Below are 15,012 nucleotides of genomic sequence, written 5' to 3'. Positions count from 1 at the left end.
GATTTTCAGGGCAGCGGCCGGTGCCGGCCGTGTGGGCACTGCGTAAGCGCGCCGCTCAGCCGAGCTGCCGCACGACGTCCATCGCCTCTTCGATGCGGTCCACCGCGTGGATGGTCAGGCCCTCGATCTCGCGGCTGCCTTTGCGCGGGGCGTTGGCCTTGGGCACGACCGCCACCGAGAATCCCAGCTTGGCCGCTTCGCGCAAGCGCTCCTGCCCGCGCGGGGCCGGCCGCACCTCGCCGGCCAGCCCGACTTCGCCGAAGGCGATGAAGCCCTTGGGCAGGGGCCGGCCGCGCAGGCTGGAGGTGATGGCAAGCATCACCGCCAGGTCGGCCGCCGGCTCGCTGATGCGCACGCCGCCGACGGCGTTGACGAACACGTCCTGGTCCATGCAGGCGACGCCCGCGTGCCGGTGCAGCACGGCCAGCAGCATGGCCAGCCGGTCGCGGTCCAGGCCCACCGAGAGCCGGCGCGGGCTCGGCCCGCCGCTGTCCACCAGCGCCTGGATCTCCACCAGCATCGGCCGCGTGCCTTCCAGCGTGACCAGCACGCAGCTGCCCGGCACCGGCTCGCTGTGCTGCGACAGGAAGATGGCGCTCGGATTGGCCACGCCCTTGAGGCCCTTCTCGGTCATCGCGAAGACGCCGATCTCGTTGACGGCGCCGAAGCGGTTCTTGATCGCGCGCACCAGCCGGAAGCTCGAATGCGTGTCGCCTTCGAAGTACAGCACCGTGTCGACCATGTGCTCCAGCACGCGCGGACCGGCCAGCGCGCCTTCCTTGGTGACGTGGCCGACCAGGACGATGCTGGTGCCGCCGGACTTGGCCGCGCGCGTGAGGTGCGCCGCGCACTCGCGCACCTGCGCCACCGAGCCCGGCGCCGACGTGAGCTGGTCCGAATACACGGTCTGGATCGAGTCGATCACGGCCACCGCCGGCTGCGTGGCCGCGATGGTCGCCAGGATCTTCTCCAGCTGGATCTCGGCCAGCACCTTCACCTGCGAGTTGTCCAGGCCGAGCCGGCGCGAGCGCAGCGCCACCTGGGCGCCGCTTTCCTCGCCCGTGACGTACAGCGTGGGGATGTTTGCCCGCTGCAGCGCGTCCAGCGCCTGCAGCAGCAGCGTCGACTTGCCGATCCCGGGATCGCCGCCGATCAGCACGACGCCGCCTTCGACGATGCCGCCGCCCAGCACCCGGTCCAGCTCGCCGATGCCGGTGGGCGCCCGCTCCACTTCGCTCGCCTCGATGTCGGCGAGGGCCGCGACGGCGGCGGTCTTCGCCAGCGAGGCAAAGCGATTGCGCCCGCCCGCGCCGGTTTCAGGCACGGTCTCGATCAGCGTGTTCCAGGCCTCGCAGTGCGGGCACTTGCCCAGCCAGCGCGGGCTCGAGCCGCCGCACTCGGTGCAGGTGTAGCTGGTTTTTTCCTTGGCCATCGCCGGGGGACTATAGCGGGCCCGGCTCGGGGAAACCGCTCGTGCCGGCGCGCCTGCCCTGATTTACCCTGTCGTGTCGCATCCTGCCTGGAACCTGCCATGAGCAACACCCTCACCGCGGCGGTCGCGCAGACCGCCACCGTCCTGCTCGACACCCCCGCCACCGTGGAACGCGCGATCGGCCTCATGGGCGAAGCCGCGAAGCGCGGCGCGCAGCTGCTGGTGTTTCCCGAGGCGTTCATCGGCGGCTACCCGAAAGGCGCCGACTTCCACATCTACCTGGGCGCGCGCACGCCCGAAGGCCGGGCCGAGTTCAAGCGCTATTTCGACGCCGCCGTCGCCGTGGACGGCCCCGAGATCGCGCAACTGGCCAAGGCCGCGGCGCGCCACAAGCTGTACACGGTGGTCGGCATCATCGAGCGCGACGGCGGCACGCTCTATTGCACGGCGGTGTACCTGGGGCCGGAAGGCATCCTCGGCAAGCACCGCAAGCTGATGCCGACGGCGCTGGAGCGGCTGGTGTGGGGCTTCGGCGACGGCTCGACGCTGGCCGCCGTCGACACGCCGTTCGGCAAGCTCGGGGCCGTGATCTGCTGGGAGAACTACATGCCGGCGCTGCGCATGGCGATGTACCAGCAGCGGGTGGCGCTCTATTGCGCGCCGACGGCGGACGACCGCGACAGCTGGGGCTCCACCATGCAGCACATCGCGCTGGAGGGCCGCTGTTTCGTGCTCTCGGCCTGCCAGCACCTGCGGCGCCGGCAGTTCCCGGCCGATCGCATGAACAACCGGCTGCCCGAAGCCCCGGACACGGTGCTGATGCGCGGCGGCAGCATGATCATCGACCCGCTCGGCCGCGTGCTCGCCGGGCCGGTGTACAACGAGGACGCCTTGCTGACGGCCGAACTCGACCTGTCGCTGATTCCCATGGCGCAGATGGACTTCGATGCCGTGGGCCATTACGCGCGACCCGACGTCTTTTCACTGACAGTGAACACGGCCGTCCAGCAGGCCGTGACGCTGGCGACCGGACGCGCCGCCGATCAGGGGTAAGCTCACGGCGCCACTTCGATCCGCCCATGCCGCACCTCGTCATCCTCTACACGGCCAATCTCGAACCCGAAACCGACATGACGGCCTTGTGCCGCACGCTGTGCGACACCATGCTGGCGGTGCGCGACGACGCCGGCCAGCAGCTGTTTCCGACCGGGGCCACCCGGGTGTACGCCTATCCGGCGGCGCACTACGCGGTGGCCGACAGCCAGCGCGACTACGCCTTCGTGTACCTGAACGTGAGGATGGCGCCGGGACGTTCCGACGCCGTGAAGCAGCGGGTGGGCGACGGCCTGCTGGCGGCGGCCAGGGCCCACTTCGCGCCATTGTCCGAGCGGCGGCTGCTCGGCATGACGCTGCAGATCGACGATGCTCCCGCCGTGTACGACGGCAAGCAGAACAACATCAACCCACTCTTTCCCCGGTGACCCCATGCAGACACCCGTGAATCCCTTCAAGCAGGCGCTCGCGCAGCGGCGCGCCCAGATCGGCCTCTGGCTCGGCCTGGCCGACCACTACGTGACCGAGATCTGCGCCGGCGCCGGCTTCGACTGGCTGCTGATCGATGGCGAGCACTCGCCCAACGACTTGCGCAGCATCCTGCAGCAGGCGCAGGTGATCGCCGGCTATCCCGGCAGCCACGCCATCGCCCGCGTGCCGGTGGGCCACGGCGTCGGCGGCACGGCGATCATCAAGCAGTTCCTCGACCTCGGCATCCAGACGCTGCTGGTGCCCATGGTCGACACGCCGCAGCAGGCGCAGGAGCTGGTGCAGGCGATGCGCTATCCGCCGCAAGGCATCCGCGGCGTCGGCGGCGCCCGCGCGTCGCGCTGGGGCCGGTATCCGGACTACGCGAAGGAGGCCAACGCGCAGGTCTGCCTGCTGGTGCAGGCCGAGACCCGCACCGCCCTGGACAACATCGAAGCCATGGCGGCGATCGACGGCATCGACGGCATCTTCATCGGGCCGTCCGACCTCGCCGCTTCGCTGGGGCACGTCGGCAACTGGGGACATCCGCAGGTGCAGCAGGCGATCGAGGACGCGATCCGCCGCATCGTGAAGACCGGCAAGGCCGCCGGCATCCTGACGCCCGACGAGGGCCTGGCGCGGCGCTATCTGGAACTCGGCGCCACCTTCGTCGCCGTCGGCCTGGACAACAACCTCCTGGCCCGGGCCACGACGCAACTGGCAGCCCGCTTCAAGAGCCCCGCGCCGCAAGCCTGATGAAGGCCTGCATCGTCGGCGCCGGCGCCATCGGCGGCTGGATGGGCGTGAAGCTGGCGCAGGCCGGCAGCGAACTGGCCGTGCTGGCGCGCGGCGCGACGCTTCACGCCTTGCGTGGCCGCGGCCTCACCCTGCACTCGGCAGCCGGCACGGCGACGATGCCGGTGCGCGCCAGCGCCGATGCGCGCGAGCTCGGCGTGCAGGACCTGGTCGTCGTCGCCGTCAAGGCGCCGGCCTTGGCGCAGGTCGCCGCGTCGGTGGCGCCGCTGCTCGGTCCATCGACGATCGTGCTCACGGCCATGAACGGCGTGCCATGGTGGTTCTTCGACGGCTTCGGCGGGCGCTTCGCCGGCACGCGGCTGCAGGCGGTGGACCCGGGCGGCAGCATCGCGCGGGCGATCCCCGCGTCCAGCGTCGTCGGCTGCGTCGTGCACGCGAGCTGCTCGGTCGATGCACCGGGCGAGGCCCGCCATCATTTCGGCGGCCGGCTGATCGTGGGCGAGCCGTCGGGCGAGCAGACCGGGCGTGTCCAGCGGCTCGTCGCGCTCCTGCAGGGCGCCGGCCTGGAGACGGTGCTGTCGGAGCAGATCCAGCGCGACATCTGGTTCAAGCTGTGGGGCAACATGACGATCAACCCGGTGAGCGCGCTGACCGGCGCGACCAGCGACCTGATCCTCGGCGACGACCTGGTGCGCGGCTTCGTCAGCAGCGTGATGCTGGAAGCCAGGGAGATCGGCGCGCGCATCGGCATCCCGATCGACCAGCGGCCAGAGGACCGGCACCAGGTCACCCTGAAGCTGGGCGCCTTCAAGACCTCGATGCTGCAGGACGTCGAAGCCGGCAAGCCGGTGGAACTCGACGCGCTGGTCACGGTGGTCAAGGAACTGGGCGTGCTCACCGGCGTCGCGACGCCGTTCACCGACGCGCTGCTCGGGATGGCCCGCCTGCACGCGCGCGTGCGCGGCCTGTACTGATGCAGGGCCGGGCCCTCACGACGACGGCGTTCGCCACGCTGCTGCTCATCGCGCTGGTGATGGGCGCGAACCACGTGGCGGCGCGCATCGCGTTCAACCACGGCGCCGACGTCGCGACGGCGGTGGTGTTCCGCAGCGGCGTCACGGCCATCGTGCTGATGGTGCTGATCGGCGTGCAGCAGGTGCAGTTGCGGTTCACAGCGCGGCACAAGCGCTTCCTGCCGCTGATCGGGCTGCTGGTGGGCTTCCAGAGCCTGTTCCTGTATTCGTCGGTGGCGCGGCTGCCGGTGGCGCTGGCGCTGCTGGCGTTCAACACCTACCCGATCTGGATCGCATTGTGGGCCTGGCTGATCTACCGGCACCCGGTCGAGCGGCCGCTGCTGATCGCGATGCCGGTGATCCTGGCCGGGCTGGCGCTCGCGCTGGACGTCTTCGGCGCCGCCTCCGGCCTGGGCGCGGCCGGCCAGTGGGCTCGCATCGGCGCCGGCGTGGGCTTCGCGCTGGCGGCGGCGGCCACCTTCGGGCTCGCCATGGTGATCACGCAGCACGAGGCGGCCGACCTGGACGGCCGCGTGCGCACCGCCACCACCATGACCGTGGCCGGCATGGTGGCGCTGGTCAGCGTGGCGCTGCAAGGCGGCTTCCACCTGCCCACCGCCGCCGCCGGCTGGTGGGGACTGGCCGCGCTGACGTTCCTCTACGGCAGCGGCTTCACGATCATGTTCACCGTGCTGCCGAAGCTGGGCGTCGTCGGCAACTCGGCGATCATGAACGTGGAGCCGGTGTTCGCGCTGGTGCTCGGCTGGCTGCTGCTGGGACAGGCGATCGCGCCGGTGCAGGTGGCCGGCGCGCTGATCGTGGTCGGCGCGGTGATGGCGCTGGGAATGCGGAAGCGGGTCTGAGTCCGGGAGCGGACATCCGTACGCAGAAGCCGCCGGCTTCTGCGTTCGGCTGTTGGGTTTTCTGACCAACTACTCCACCACCACCGGCACCCGCTGCGCCAGCGCGCACATCAACTCGTAGCCCAGGGTGCCGGCGGCCTGCGCCGGTTCGTCGATCGCCAGGACGGCGCCGTTGCCGGAGCGGCCCCACAGCGTCACTTCGCTGCCGAAGCCGGCCTGCGCCACCGCGCTCAGGTCGACCGCGATCATGTCCATGCTCACCCGGCCGATCAGGCGCGTGCGCACGCCCTCCACCAGCACCGGCGTGCCGGTGCCGCAATGCCGCGGGTAGCCGTCCGCGTAGCCGCACGCGGCGACGCCGATGCGCAGCGGCCCGGGTGCGGTGAAGCTCGAACCGTAACCCACGGTGTCCCCGCGTTGCAGCTGCTGCACGGCGATGATCCGGGTCGCCAGCGTCATCGTCGGCTGCAGGCCCCAGTGCGCGATGTCGTGCTCGGGCGCGTCGGGCGCGCTGCCGTACACGGCAATGCCGGGGCGGATCCAGTCCCCCCGCGCCGCCGCATCGCCGCCGTGGCGCAGCGAGGCCGCACTGTTGGACAGCGAACGCTCGCCCGGCAGGTCGCGCGTCGCTTCGTCGAACACCGCCAGCTGCGCCTCGATCCCGCCCGCCGCGTCGGCGTCGCTGAAGTGCGTGACGAACGAGATTTCGTCCACCTGCGGCAAGGCGGCCAGGCGGGTCCAGGCCGCGCGCAGGCGCTGCGGCGCGAAACCCAGCCGGTTCATTCCCGAATTCAGCTTGAGGAACACGCGATGCGGCACGTGGGTCTTGTGCATCGCCAGCATGTCGATCTGCTCGTCACAGTGCACCGTGTGCCACAGGCCCAGCCGCGAACACAGTTCGAGGTCGCGTGCCTCGAACACGCCTTCCAGCAGCAGGATGGGCCCGCGCCAGCCCAGCGCCCGCACGCGCTGGGCCTCGTCCAGGTCCAGGAGGGCGAAGCCGTCGGCGCCGCGCAGCCCCTCGAACGCGCGCTCGATGCCGTGGCCGTAGGCGTTGGCCTTGACGACCGCCCACACCTTGGCGCCGGGCGCCGCACGGCGCATCCGGTCGAGGTTGTGGCGCAGCGCGGCGGTGTGGATGGTGGCCTGGATCGGGCGTGGCATGGGGTCTGGGCTGGCGGGGGGTGGAGGAGCGCGATTTTCGCACTCGGCAGCGTGATATAACCTTCGACCAACCTGGAGCACCTCCCCCAAACTCTCGCCATCAGGAGGCTGATGCGCGGCCACGGCAGCCAATGAAGCGCGGTTTCTACACGATCATGTCGGCCCAGTTCTTCTCGTCGTTGGCCGACAACGCGTTGTTCGTGGCCGCCGTGGAACTGCTGCGCACCAGCGGCGCCGCCGAATGGCAGCGGGCCGCCCTGGTGCCGATGTTCGCCCTTTTCTACGTGGTGCTGGCTCCCTTCGTGGGCGCCTTCGCTGACTCGATGCCCAAGGGCAACGTGATGTTCATCAGCAACGCGATCAAGGTGGCGGGCTGCCTGCTGATGCTGTTCGGGCTCCATCCCCTGCTCGCCTACGCGGTCGTGGGCCTCGGCGCGGCGGCCTATTCGCCGGCCAAGTACGGCATCCTCACGGAACTGCTGCCGGCATCGCAGCTGGTCAAGGCCAACGGCTGGATCGAGGGCCTCACCATCGCGTCGATCATCCTGGGCATCCTGCTGGGCGGGCAACTCGTGGGGCAGGCGCTGGCCAGCCAGATGCTGGCGATCGACCTGCCGCTGGTCGATACCGGCCTGGACACGGCGCCCGAAGCCGCCATCTTCGTGCTGATCTTCATCTACGCGCTGGCGGCCTGGTTCAACCTGCGCATCCCGCATACGGGCGTCGAGATGCGGCCGATGCCGGCCAACCTGCTGCACCTGGTGCCGGACTTCTGGACCTGCAACTCGCGACTGTGGCGCGACAAGCTGGGCCAGATCTCGCTGGCCACCACGACGCTGATCTGGGGCGTCAGCGGCAACCTGCGCTACATCATCCTGGCGTGGAGCGCGGCGGCACTGAGCTACAGCACCACCCAGGCGTCGGCATTGTCGGGCGTCGTCGCGCTGGGCACGGCCGTCGGGGCGGTGGTGGCGTCGATGCGGATGCGGCTGGACATGGCGACCAGCGTAATGCCCCTGGGCATCCTCATGGGCGTGCTGGTGATCCTGATGAATTTCATCGGCAACGTCTGGGTGGCCGCCCCGTTCCTGATCCTGCTGGGCGCGATCGGCGGCTTCATGGTGGTGCCGATGAACGCGCTGCTGCAGCACCGCGGCCACAACCTGATGGGCGCCGGCCGTTCCATCGCCGTGCAGAACTTCAACGAGCAGGCCTGCATCCTGGGCCTCGGCGCGTTCTACAGCCTGTCCACCGGCATGGGCCTGTCGGCATTCGGCGCCATCACGGCCTTCGGCCTCGTGGTCGCCGGGGTGATGTGGATCATCCAGCGCTGGCATCGCAGCAACTGCGTCAATTACCGGGACGAGGTCGAGCACCTGCTCAAGATCGCGCGCCACGACAACCCGCATGGCTAGGGCGGCAGAAGGAGCTGCGCCGCCCGCGGCGGCGGGCGCCCGCTCGCTGCTGCCCGTGCTGGCGCTGGTGCTCAATGGCTTCGTCTGGGGGATCTCGTGGTGGCCGTTCCGCCAGTTGCAGGCCGCCGGGCTGCACCCGCTGCTGGCCACGGCGCTGGTCTACGTGCTGTCGGTGATCGTGCTGCTGGCCGTGCGCCCCGGCGCGTGGCGCGCGTTGTTCGCGCAGCCGGTCGTCTGGGTGCTCGCGGCGGCGGCCGGCATGACCAACGTCGGCTTCAACTGGGCGGTGACCGTGGGCGACGTGGTCCGCGTCGTGCTGCTGTTCTACCTGATGCCGGCCTGGACCGTGCTGCTGGCGTGGCTGCTGCTGGGGGAGAAGCCGACGCCGATCTCGCTGTTCCGCATGCTGCTGGCGATGGCCGGCGTGGCGGTGGTGCTGAAGACGCCGGGCACGCCCTGGCCGGTCCCGGAAACGCTGGCCGACTGGCTGGCGCTGGCGGGAGGGTTCAGCTTTGCCCTGAACAACATCATGCTGCGCAAGCTGCAGCGCGTGCCGGCCGAGTCGCGCGTGCTGGCGATGTTCGTCGGCGGCGCGCTGCTGGCCGGGGCGGCTGCGGCAGTCGGGCTGCACCAGGGCTTCGTGACCGCACCGGAGGCGATCCGTTCCTCGTGGTGGCTGGGCCTCGCGCTGAGCCTGGGGTTCCTGGCCAGCAACGTGGCGCTGCAGTACGGCGCGTCGCGGCTGAACGCCCACACGACGGCGTTGATCATGCTGTCGGAGGTGGTGTTTGCCAGCCTGTCGTCGGTGGCGCTGGGCGCGGCGGAACTGACGCAGCAGGTGGTGGTCGGCGGGCTGCTGATCCTGGCCGCCGCGGCGTGGTCGGCGTGGCCGGATCGGCAGCCTCGGCCGGAGCGTGCGTAGGTGAAGAGCCAACAGCCGAACGCAGAAGCCGCAGAAAGGACAGAAAGATGAAGGAGATTTCTTCTCCCCTTTCTCTCATTGAATTCTCTGCGGCTTCTGCGTAACCTTTGCGGCCTCTGCGTTGGGCTGTTGGGTTTCCCCCCGCTACGCAGATTCCAGCGCCGAGTCCAGAACCTCCACCCAATGCCGCACCGGCAGCGACGTGCCGCTTTGCAGGTGGGTGATGCACCCCATGTTCGCCGAGATGATCGCCCGCGGCTGCAGCTCGCCGAGCACGCCCAGCTTGCGGTCGCGCAGGTCGCCCGCCATCTTGGGATGCAGCACCGAGTAGGTCCCCGCCGACCCGCAGCACAGGTGCGATTCCGCCGTCGCGACCCGCACCTGGAACCCCAGTTCGCCGAGGTGCCGCTCCACGCCGCCGCGCAGCTTCATGCCGTGCTGCAGGCTGCACGGCGGATGGAACGCCAGCAGGCCTTCGGGGGGCCGTACCTTGCCGCGCAGCGACGACACGAGGCCAGGCAGCATCTGGCTCAGGTCGCGCGTGAGTTCGCTGATGCGGCGCGCCTTGTCCGCGTAGAGCGCATCGTGCTGCAGGTGATGGCCATACTCGGCGACCGTGACGCCGCAGCCGGAGGCGTTCATGACGATCGCCTCGACCTGGCTGCTCTCGACCCAGGGCCACCAGGCATCGACGTTGGCGCGCATCTGCGCCAAGCCGCCTTCCTGGTCGTTGAGGTGGAATTTCACCGCACCGCAGCAGCCGGCCTCCGGCGCCACGATGGTCTGGATGCCGGCGGCATCCAGCACGCGCGCCGTCGCGGCGTTGATGTTGGGCGCCATGGCCGGCTGCACGCAGCCGGCCAGCAGCAGCACCTTGCGCGGATGCTCCCGCGCCGGCCAGCGGCCGGCGTCCTGCGGCGCGGGCACCTTGTTCTTCAGCACGGCCGGCAGCACCGGCCGCACGGCCTGTCCCAGTTTCATCGCGGGCGCGAACAGCGGCGAGGTGAGGCCTTCCTTCAGCGCCCAGCGCAGGGCCCTGGCGCCGGCGCCGCGCGGCACCTTCTCCTCGACGATGCGCCGTCCGATGTCGACCAGGTGGCCGTATTCGACCCCGCTCGGGCAGGTGCTCTCGCAGTTGCGGCAGGTCAAGCACCTATCCAGGTGCAACTGGGTGCGCCGCGTGGGCACCTCGCCTTCCAGCACCTGCTTGATCAGGTAGATGCGGCCGCGCGGGCCGTCCAGCTCGTCGCCGAGCAACTGGTAGGTGGGGCAGGTGGCGGTGCAGAACCCGCAGTGGACGCAGCGCCGCAGGATGGCTTCGGCTTCCTGGCCGGCCGGCGTGTTGGCGAACTCGGGACTGAGGTGGGTTTGCATGCGGGCTCAGAAATCGGGATACAGGCGGCCGCGGTTGAAGATGCCGACCGGGTCGAACTGGCGCTTCAGCTCGCGGTGGATATGGGCCAGCGCCGGCGCCAGCGGCGTGAAGCGGGCACCGTCCGACGGCGGGTGCCCCGCGGCGAAAAGAGTCGCATGGCCGCCGGCTCGCGCCGCCGCCTCGCGCAGCTGCGCTCCCGCACCCGGCTCGGCGCGCACCCAGCGCTGGCCGCCGTGCCACTCGATCAGCGGCGGCTCGGGCAGGTCGAGCACCGGCGCCGTCTGCGGCACCGACAGGCGCCACAGGTCCCGTCCCGCCCGCTCCGTGAACCATGGCAATTGCTGGTCGCGGCACAGGCTCCAGTCGCCGGCCACCTGCGCCTCGTCCTGGCGCTCGCCGCCCAGCGACCGGCACGCCGCTTCCACCGCCGCCACCGCGCCGCGCAGCCGCAGGTACAGCGTGTCGACGCCGCCGTCGCGCACCCAGCAACTGGCATTGAGCGGCAGCGGCTGGCCGCCCCAGGCATTCAGGCGCTGCAGCGCCTCCTCCTGCGACAGCTCGAACCTGAGCGTCGCCTGGCCCGGTGGAACCGGCAGCACCTTGAGGCTCACTTCCACGATCAGGCCGAGGGTTCCCAGCGAGCCGGCCACCAGCCGCGACACGTCGTAGCCGGCGACGTTCTTCATCACCTGGCCGCCGAACATGACGACCTCGCCGCGGCCGTTGACCATGGTCAGGCCCAGCACGTAGTCGCGCACGGCGCCGGCGCTGGCGCGTGCCGGCCCGCTCAGGCCGGCCGCCACCATGCCGCCGACGGTCGCGCCGCCGCCGAAATGGGGCGGTTCGAAGGGCAGGCATTGGCCGCGCCCGGCCAGCGCCGCCTCCAGCTGCGCCAGCGGCGTGCCGGCGAGCGCCGTGACCACCAGTTCGGTGGGCTCGTAGCTGGTGATGCCGGCCAGCGCCGCCGTCTCCAGCAGCTCGCCTTCGAGCCGCTCGCCGTAGAAGTCCTTGCTGCCGCCGCCGCGGATGCGCAGCGGCGTGCCGCGTTCGGCCGCGGCGCGGATGCGCTCGACGAGCGGATTGAGGATGCTCTCCATGGCCAGCATGGTAGCCCGAGCGGGCCCACGCCCGCGAGCGGCGGTCAGTCGCGCACGAAATCGACCGGCCGGCCTGCGACATCCACCTGCATCGCGAACACGCAGCCGGCCTGCGGCTGGTCGAGCAGTTCGTCGGGCGTCCGCGAATGGCGCGCGGACGTGAGGTACAGCGTCCTGAGATCGGCGCCGCCGAAGCAGGGCATGGTCGGACAGCGCACCGGCACCGGAATCTCGCGCAACAACTGGCCGGACGGCGCGAACTGCAGCACGCGGCCGCCTTCGTACATCGCGCACCAGTAATTGCCCTGCGCGTCGACGGCGGCGCCGTCGGGGCGGCCGCCATACCCGGCGTCGCCCGGTTTCCAGCCCCCGGGCTTGCCTGGAAACTGCAGGAACGCGCGCTGGTTCGACATCGCGTTGCTGCCCGCCTCCCAGTCCCAGGCCCACACCACGTGCTGCGAGGTGTCGGCCCAGTACATGGTCCGCGCGTCCGGTGACCAGGCGAGGCCGTTGGCGACCGTGGCGTCGCCGACCTTGCGCTCCATGCTCCCGGCGCCGGCGCGCAGATCCAGGCAGTACAAGGCAGCCGCCTGCGCATCGCGCGGGTCGTAGAGGCTGCCGGCCCAGAACCGCCCTTCGGGATCGGCCTTGCCGTCGTTGAAGCGGCTGGTCGCCGGGTCGTAGGGAGCGCGGGCGAGCAGCCGCAGTTGCCCGCCCCAGTCAGGCGCGCGGTAGACCCCGTCGCGCAGCGCGATCACCAGGCCGCCGCTGTCCGCCGGCGCGACGCAGCCCGGCTCCGCCGGCATCGCCCAGCGCTCCACCGCGCCGCTGACCGGATCGAGCCGGTTCACGGCCCGGCCCTGGATGTCGACCCAGTAGAGCCGCCCCTCGCGCGGATGCCAGAACGGCGACTCGCCGAGCTGGTCCGGCTGCGGCACGGCGATGGTCCAGGCATTCATGGCAGGCGCTCCACTTCGATGGTGAGCTGGGCGCTGCACGACTCGCCCGGCTGCAGGACTGCGAGACCCAGTCCGGCGGCATCGGCGCCGGCCGCCACCAGGTTCATGGCGTTGTTGACATGGCTCACCGGCTCGATCGCGATGGAATCGCGTGCGGGGTTGGTGAACACCACCAGCTTGCCGAGCGTCGACGTGATGCGCACGCGCAGCCGCTCGTCGCGCAGGCGCGCAACGCCCTGCCAGCCGTCGAAGCAATGGTCGACGTCCAGCGTGGCACAGTCGGCATCCAGCCCGGCGTGCGGCCGGCGTTCGGTCGGCAGCTTGTCCGGTCCCATCTCCCAGCGGCCGGTCGCCTCGAACGCAATGCGGCTGCCCGGCCGCTTCACGAAGTAGGGATGCCAGCCGAGCCCGGCCGGCGCCGGCTGCGGCGACTGGTTGGTCAGCGACAGCGTCAGGGCCAGCGCGCCGTCGCGCAGCTGCATGGTCTGCGAGCTGTCGAAGGCGAACGGCCAGGCCGAGTCCGGCTTGTGTTCGTACGACAGCAGGGCCGAGCGCTCATCGCTTTCCAGCACCTGCCATGGCCGCTGCCAGCCGACGCCGTGGATCGCGTGCGGCTCGGCGCCGTTGTTGCGCACCAGCGGATGGGCCGTCCCTTGCCAGACCAGACGCGCGCCGGCGATCCGGTTGGAGAAAGGCACCAGCGGATAGCTGCCGGCCTGGCGCGACGAGGTGAGTTGCGCCGCCGGCGTGGAACGCAGCACCGGCAGGTCGCCCAGCCAGAGCCCGGCGATGCAGCCGCCCAGGCTGGGCTCGATCTCGCAGGCGAGCTCGCCTGCCTGAAGTCGGATCATCGGATGCCTCCTCGGGCCATTGTGCCGCCGGCAGCGACTATCGTGGGGGCGAAAAAAACCCGCCGGCGCTGGGCGCGCGGCGGGCGAAGGTCTGCAAGGAGACGCTTGCAATCGATGGATGCTCAGCGGCTGTACGCAGCCTCCCCGTGCGAGGAGATGTCCAGGCCTTCGCGCTCTTCTTCTTCCGCCACACGCAGGCCGAGCACCAGGTCGACGAGCTTGTACGCGGCGAAGGAGACCACCGCCGACCAGACGATGGTGGTCAGCACGGCCTGGAACTGGATCCACACCTGGCTTGCGATCGAGTACTCCGCGGCCGCCTTGTTGGCGACGTAGTCGAAGATGCCGGTGCCGCCCAGGGCCGGCGAGGCGAAGACGCCGGTGAGCAGCGCGCCGGCAATGCCGCCGACGCCGTGCACGCCAAAGACGTCCAGCGCGTCGTCGGCGCCGAGCAGGCGCTTCAGGCCGTTGACGCCCCACAGGCACAGCAGGCCGGAGACCAGCCCGATCACCACGGCGCCCGCCGGCCCGACGAAACCGCAAGCCGGCGTGATCGCCACCAGGCCGGCCACCGCGCCCGACGCAGCGCCCAGCATGGACGCCTTGCCCTTGGTCAGCGCCTCGCCGGCGATCCACGACAGCGTCGCGGCGGCGGTGGCCACGAGCGTGTTGACGAATGCCAGCGCCGCGACACCGTTGGCTTCCAGGTTGGAGCCGGCATTGAAGCCGAACCAGCCCACCCACAGCAGCGAAGCGCCCACCATGGTCAGCGTCAGGTTGTGCGGCGCGAGCGATTCGCGGCCGTAGCCGATGCGCTTGCCGATCACGTACGCGCCGACCAGTCCGGCAACGCCCGCGTTGATGTGCACCACCGTGCCGCCGGCGAAGTCCAGCGCCCCCTTGGCCCACAGCCAGCCGGCGGCGGCGGTCACCTTCTCCAGCGACGCCGCATCGGTGATCGCATCCGGGCCGTCCCAGTACCACACCATGTGCGCGACCGGCAGGTAGCTGAAGGTGAACCACAGCACCATGAACAGCAGCACCGAGGCGAAGCGGATCCGCTCCGCGAAGGCGCCGACGATCAGCGCGCAGGTGATGGCGGCGAACGTGGCCTGGAACGCCGCGAAGGAGAGTTCCGGGATGACGACGCCCTTGCTGAAGGTGGCCGCCACCGACTCCGGCGTCACACCCTTGAGGAACAGCTTGTCGAGCCCGCCGATGAACGGGTTGCCGCCGGTGAACGCGGCGCTGTACCCGTAGAGGATCCACAGCACGTAGACGAGCGACGAGACGACGAACACCTGCATCAGCACCGACAACATGTTCTTGCTGCGCACGAGGCCGCCGTAGAACAGCGCCAGCCCCGGCAGCGTCATCAGCACGACCAGCAGCGTCGCCACCGTCAGCCAGGCGGTGTCGCCCTTGTCCGGCACCGGCGCCGCCGCCGGTGCGGCAGCAACGGGCACGGCGGCGGGCGCCGCTGCAACCGGCGCCGCGGGCGTCGCGGAGGTCGCAGCCGCCGCCGGCGCGGTGCTCTCGGCGGCCGGCGCGGCCGGCGTCGCCGGCGCCTGCGCCACCGCTGCCCCGGCGAACAGCGCCAGCCCCAGGGCCAGCGATGCAATCACTCGCTTCATGATGCTTTCT

The 15,012-nt window shown here is 70.8% G+C and carries 14 protein-coding genes; 7 read left to right on the top strand and 7 right to left on the bottom strand.

Going from position 1 to position 15,012, the window contains the following annotated elements:
* Nucleotides 1-55 precede the first annotated feature (55 nt).
* Nucleotides 56-1,432 carry a DNA repair protein RadA gene (radA, locus tag RAMLITH_RS13850; protein WP_168108006.1) on the bottom strand — a complete coding sequence of 459 codons (1,377 nt, stop codon included), beginning with the start codon at nucleotides 1,430-1,432 and terminating at the stop codon, nucleotides 56-58.
* Nucleotides 1,433-1,531: 99 nt separating this feature from the next.
* Here radA and RAMLITH_RS13845 point away from each other — a divergent pair, with 99 nt between their 5' ends.
* Genes RAMLITH_RS13845 through RAMLITH_RS13825 form a run of 5 tightly spaced genes read left to right on the top strand, consistent with a single transcriptional unit; the run spans nucleotide 1,532 to nucleotide 5,585 of the window.
* Nucleotides 1,532-2,485 carry a carbon-nitrogen hydrolase family protein gene (locus tag RAMLITH_RS13845; protein WP_168108005.1) on the top strand — a complete coding sequence of 318 codons (954 nt, stop codon included), beginning with the start codon at nucleotides 1,532-1,534 and terminating at the stop codon, nucleotides 2,483-2,485.
* A 26-nt stretch (nucleotides 2,486-2,511) separates the two neighbouring features.
* Complete coding sequence (locus RAMLITH_RS13840) at nucleotides 2,512-2,913, top strand: 5-carboxymethyl-2-hydroxymuconate Delta-isomerase (protein ID WP_168108004.1); 402 nt, start codon at nucleotides 2,512-2,514, stop codon at nucleotides 2,911-2,913.
* A gap of 4 nt (nucleotides 2,914-2,917) precedes the next feature.
* Nucleotides 2,918-3,709 (top strand): aldolase/citrate lyase family protein, encoded by a 792-nt coding sequence (locus tag RAMLITH_RS13835; RefSeq protein ID WP_168108003.1) that lies wholly within the window; start codon nucleotides 2,918-2,920, stop codon nucleotides 3,707-3,709.
* Nucleotides 3,709-4,683: a 2-dehydropantoate 2-reductase gene (locus RAMLITH_RS13830; protein ID WP_168108002.1), complete on the top strand. Its 975-nt coding sequence runs from the start codon at nucleotides 3,709-3,711 to the stop codon at nucleotides 4,681-4,683. Before RAMLITH_RS13835 ends, RAMLITH_RS13830 begins: the two co-directional genes overlap by 1 nt.
* Nucleotides 4,683-5,585 (top strand): EamA family transporter, encoded by a 903-nt coding sequence (locus RAMLITH_RS13825; RefSeq protein ID WP_168108001.1) that lies wholly within the window; start codon nucleotides 4,683-4,685, stop codon nucleotides 5,583-5,585. The genes RAMLITH_RS13830 and RAMLITH_RS13825 overlap by 1 nt, the downstream gene beginning before the upstream one ends.
* Before the next feature lie 69 nt (nucleotides 5,586-5,654).
* On the opposite strand, the gene alr is transcribed toward RAMLITH_RS13825, so the two are convergent.
* Nucleotides 5,655-6,749 (bottom strand): alanine racemase, encoded by a 1,095-nt coding sequence (gene alr, locus RAMLITH_RS13820; RefSeq protein ID WP_168108000.1) that lies wholly within the window; start codon nucleotides 6,747-6,749, stop codon nucleotides 5,655-5,657.
* 131 nt (nucleotides 6,750-6,880) lie between these two features.
* On the opposite strand from alr, the gene lplT reads away from it, so the two are divergent.
* The gene (lplT, locus tag RAMLITH_RS13815; RefSeq protein WP_168107999.1) at nucleotides 6,881-8,164 is read left to right on the top strand and encodes a lysophospholipid transporter LplT; all 1,284 of its coding nucleotides are present in this window, start codon (nucleotides 6,881-6,883) and stop codon (nucleotides 8,162-8,164) included.
* A complete protein-coding gene (locus tag RAMLITH_RS13810) occupies nucleotides 8,157-9,086 on the top strand; it encodes a DMT family transporter (RefSeq protein WP_181017780.1) in 930 nt (309 codons plus the stop codon). Before lplT ends, RAMLITH_RS13810 begins: the two co-directional genes overlap by 8 nt.
* 144 nt (nucleotides 9,087-9,230) lie before the next feature.
* Here the strand turns inward: RAMLITH_RS13810 and glcF are convergent, their stop codons facing one another.
* The 5 genes from glcF to RAMLITH_RS13785 form a co-directional block, all read right to left on the bottom strand.
* Nucleotides 9,231-10,460 (bottom strand): glycolate oxidase subunit GlcF, encoded by a 1,230-nt coding sequence (glcF, locus tag RAMLITH_RS13805; RefSeq protein WP_168107998.1) that lies wholly within the window; start codon nucleotides 10,458-10,460, stop codon nucleotides 9,231-9,233.
* A gap of 6 nt (nucleotides 10,461-10,466) precedes the next feature.
* On the bottom strand, nucleotides 10,467-11,558 hold the full coding sequence (gene glcE / locus RAMLITH_RS13800; protein WP_168107997.1) for a glycolate oxidase subunit GlcE: 1,092 nt from the start codon (nucleotides 11,556-11,558) through the stop codon (nucleotides 10,467-10,469).
* 44 nt (nucleotides 11,559-11,602) lie between these two features.
* Nucleotides 11,603-12,517 (bottom strand): SMP-30/gluconolactonase/LRE family protein, encoded by a 915-nt coding sequence (locus RAMLITH_RS13795; protein ID WP_168107996.1) that lies wholly within the window; start codon nucleotides 12,515-12,517, stop codon nucleotides 11,603-11,605.
* Nucleotides 12,514-13,368: an aldose 1-epimerase gene (locus tag RAMLITH_RS13790; protein WP_168107995.1), complete on the bottom strand. Its 855-nt coding sequence runs from the start codon at nucleotides 13,366-13,368 to the stop codon at nucleotides 12,514-12,516. The genes RAMLITH_RS13795 and RAMLITH_RS13790 overlap by 4 nt, the downstream gene beginning before the upstream one ends.
* A 122-nt stretch (nucleotides 13,369-13,490) precedes the next feature.
* Nucleotides 13,491-15,002, bottom strand: coding sequence for an ammonium transporter (locus RAMLITH_RS13785; protein WP_168107994.1), 1,512 nt, complete (start codon nucleotides 15,000-15,002; stop codon nucleotides 13,491-13,493).
* Nucleotides 15,003-15,012: the final 10 nt, after the last annotated feature.

It is taken from the genome of Ramlibacter lithotrophicus (genome assembly GCF_012184415.1).
Lineage (GTDB): Bacteria > Pseudomonadota > Gammaproteobacteria > Burkholderiales > Burkholderiaceae_C > Ramlibacter > Ramlibacter lithotrophicus.
This window is presented reverse-complemented; position numbering and strand designations above follow the sequence as displayed.